We start from the raw sequence: 3,695 nt of genomic DNA on the forward strand, positions 1-3,695 counted from the left end.
CATCGGCAGGGGTAAACCCCCACACCCCCAGCACTACGAAAAGACGTAGTGCTAAAAACCAAAAAGCTGAGCTTGTAGAAATGGCTATTTTCATCGCATCGACTAAATCAATATCACGAGGCAAGGGACAAAGTGCCGTTGCCAGTGCGAGCTATCGCGCAGGGGTTGAGCTTGAAGATAAGCGCTATGGTAAGACCCACGACTATTCAAAAAAGCATGGGGTGAAGAGCACGGATATTATTTTGCCCTCAAGACTGGCAGCAGCCAACGCTGAAATTTCACACAGTGGTTTATGAAACAAAGCGAAGGCAGCCGAGAAGCGAGTCGATGCGCGTGTTGCTGGTTAATCTACCGCATGAATTAAGCGCAGAAGATCGCAAAACAATCGCGCATCAGTTCGCCCAAACGCTTGCAGACAAATATGGCGCTATTCATCGACTAACTGATAAAGAAATTAGGCCGTAGTAGCGGTGACGTTGGACGAATGAATAGAGACATTATTTCATTATTCATCTATGTCAAAGCCTTGGATATCTATATCTCAGACTATAGCCGATCTAATGAAGTTAAGGAGTCGCTAAAGAGTACCTAGCAGATACTATTAGTAAAACGCGTTATTAGCTCAAATATGAGCTTAGAGCGTCTTTAAGTACTTTTGCTGAATAATATAGCTATAAATTGTCTAAAGACCAAAATACGGCAATATAGAGCTGTATAAGCTCATTTAATTATAATAAAGATAGAGCTGTTACCCAAAGTCGTGGTGTAAGTCGCTAATAGAATCTCTTTTTATCAAATTCTGATAAATAATTTCAATTTTTCACTGTCCAAATCTTCCTAATTTTCAATAAAACGTTTTCTTAGGGTTTTATTTATTCTTGTTTATTCTTGTTTATTCTTGTTTAAGAGCTATTTTTCCCTTTTAAAATCAGTAAGTTACGAGCGTAAAAAACACCTATTGAGCAAAGAAAACACCTATTGAGCAAAGAAAACACCTATTGAGCAAAGAAAACACCTATTGAGCAAAGAAAACACTTAAAAAAATTTTTGTGATTTTTATTTGTGTTTTTTAAGTGGGTAAGCTAGCATGTCAGTTATTAATATTACTGCTGATAGGTTCAAATATGGAAAATAATTTAGTCGCACAATCTAATGCTTTAGTACTAGCGGCGTATGCTATGAGCACCAAAGAGAAGCAACTACTATTCTCTTGTATTAGTCATATTGACAGTAGACCAGACGCTGTACAAATAACCAAACAAACGAAATTTACAATTACTGTTGAGCAGATAATGGAGGTTTTCTACCATGATGGGAAAAAACAAAATATATATAGGGACTTAGAAACAGCGGCGGACAGCCTATTCGACAGGGAGGTAACAATACAACTTGATGGAAATAAAAGGTTGCGGACTAGATTTGTATCAGGCGTATTGTTTGATACTGATAATAACTTGATAACAGTTACTTTTGCAGAAGATATACTACCGTACTTAACTCAATTAAAAGCAAACTTTACTAAGTACAGATTGATTGAAATAGCCGAGCTATCAAGCACACATGCTATACGTCTGTATGAACTGATTGTCTGTTGGATCGGTCAGTACCAATATAGCAAGACCTTAGACCTTGAAGATTTTAAGTATATTATGGGTGTATCAGGCAAGTATAAGCAGTTTGGACAGTTGAGAGAACGTGTCATAGATAAAGCGTTAGAAGAAATCAACGCTAATACTGAATACAAAATAACGGTTGATTATCGAAAAGTGAGACAGTCCTTTGTTAGCCTTACCTTAAAGTTTCATAAAAAATCTTTGGCGAGATTAGAGAACAAAGATGGCAGTTTATCAAACGATAAGATTGATGCGATAGTTAGAACAGAGCAGTTTGTAGCTGACTATAATAACTATCGCCGTTTAAGCCATAACGCAAAGATGAATACAGATGATTTTAGGCGAGAGATGAAAGATTATCTAATAACTTATCCTGAAGATTTCACAAAAAGACCGCTAGAAGATTATTTGAAGTCCCCTAGTAAGAAGTAGCAATACTGTCCAACACTCATAGACCGTTATAAGTAGTTCTCTTATAGCAGTCTATTTTAAGTGGTCTATTAATAGGTTTGAGGGGATAAAACACTGGTTCCCTTGGGGTATAACACAAATAATAATATGCGTTTGCTGATAGTGAAAACTTACAAGTTAAATCTATCTCTAGTCAAGAGATGGAAGCAACTGAAGGAGCATGGTTCCCAGTTGCGCTAAATTTGGCAGGTCGTGTTGTAACCAGTCAAGTAGCTAAACACCATATGTCCAATGCTGGATTGGTTTATGGTACATACCAAACTGGCAAGGCATGGAGTGGTAAGAGTAGCAACCAACGACGTAATGGTGGTGCTGGAGGCAGATGGTAGTAAGTACAAAAGATAAGAAGCCACACTTTAAGTATAATCGACTTTAACTGATTGGTATTTCAAATCTTTGAAATACCAATTAACAGAATTTGTGATGCTATGTTTACAAGAGAATGCCCTGGCTGTCATGGTAAAGTAATAAGACCTTTAGATTTTAAAAAATCTAAGACTTATCAGTGTCCAGAATGTTTACATTATGTGGATTCCAACGTTTTTTTATCCGGACTTTTATCCATTGGCTTAGCTTTATATGTTGGTTACCTATACAGTTTAGATATGTTTTATGGTGGGTTAGGCATGTTTCTAGTATTGTTCTTACGTTGGCTATTTTTAGACAAAATTGATGCAGTATTACTACCTCTTCATATAAAAGAATCTCATGATAGATGAAATCGGTGCGATGATTGTTGGTTTTATATCAGGAAATAGTGCTAACAGAAGTAAAAAAATAAAGCTATGGGCAAGTATAACTATAGGTCTGCTATTTTTTCTGATGAATTTCCTGTTGGATTTATTTGGACGTAATCCAATAACTCTTGACGGTGTTCTAGTGTTAATTGGCTTATCTCTAGGGATAAGTATAGTGGTTTACATTCTTTTAGCGATATCTAGCAAGGAAAATACAGGTTAAAAATTATGTTTGAAATATTAGTCGTACATTTTTTTCTAGGTATAATTGTACTGGCGTATCTCGCCCATATTCCTTACCGAAATCTTCCTTTATATATACTATGGGCGGTTGATATCGTCTTACTTAGTTCGTCTTCAGGGTATATTATTAACTTGTTCAGTACCTCTGAGTTAATTATTTTTATATTATCTGCAATAAGTACTTTTATCTTTTTTGTATTCTTATTTAAAAAGTTTCCTAGTAAGACTATTTAGCCACCTAAATCACATTTTATCCAGTTTGCTTCTGTCTGATCCGTAATGTCAGTATTAAATTTGATAAGCCTTATCTGTCAATCTAATCTATTATGATATAGTTAATTGACGGATGGTTGCGTCCCACTGACTAAGTGCGAGTTTTTGACTTTACAAATGTTTATTCCCTACGGTAATACATTTATAAAATCAAAACATCGGCAGGGGTAAACCCCCACACCCCCAGCACTACGAAAAGACGTAGTGCTAAAAACCAAAAAGCTGAGCTTGTAGAAATGGCTATTTTCATCGCATCGACTAAATCAATATCACGAGGCAAGGGACAAAGTGCCGTTGCCAGTGCGAGCTATCGCGCAGGGGTTGAGCTTGAAGATAAGCGCTATGGTAAGACCCACGA

General features: G+C 36.5%; 4 protein-coding genes. All 4 read left to right on the forward strand.

From position 1 onward, the window contains the following. Positions 1–296: MobA/MobL family protein (locus FOR85_RS12410; RefSeq protein WP_223808639.1), on the forward strand; the 296-nt coding region annotated here is incomplete at its 5' end. An 828-nt stretch (positions 297–1,124) separates the two neighbouring features. Beyond that, positions 1,125–2,045, forward strand: a complete 921-nt coding sequence (locus tag FOR85_RS12415) for a replication initiation protein (protein ID WP_144298161.1) — start codon at positions 1,125–1,127, stop codon at positions 2,043–2,045. A 179-nt stretch (positions 2,046–2,224) separates the two neighbouring features. Continuing rightward, positions 2,225–2,413: a hypothetical protein gene (locus FOR85_RS12420; RefSeq protein WP_144298162.1), complete on the forward strand. Its 189-nt coding sequence runs from the start codon at positions 2,225–2,227 to the stop codon at positions 2,411–2,413. A gap of 379 nt (positions 2,414–2,792) precedes the next feature. After that, entirely contained in the window at positions 2,793–3,044 is a 252-nt protein-coding gene (locus FOR85_RS12425) for a hypothetical protein (protein ID WP_144298163.1), read from the forward strand. The last annotated feature ends 651 nt before the right edge of the window (positions 3,045–3,695 follow it).

It is taken from the genome of Psychrobacter sp. YGAH215, from assembly GCF_007280595.1.
GTDB classification, from domain to species: Bacteria; Pseudomonadota; Gammaproteobacteria; order Pseudomonadales; family Moraxellaceae; genus Psychrobacter; species Psychrobacter faecalis.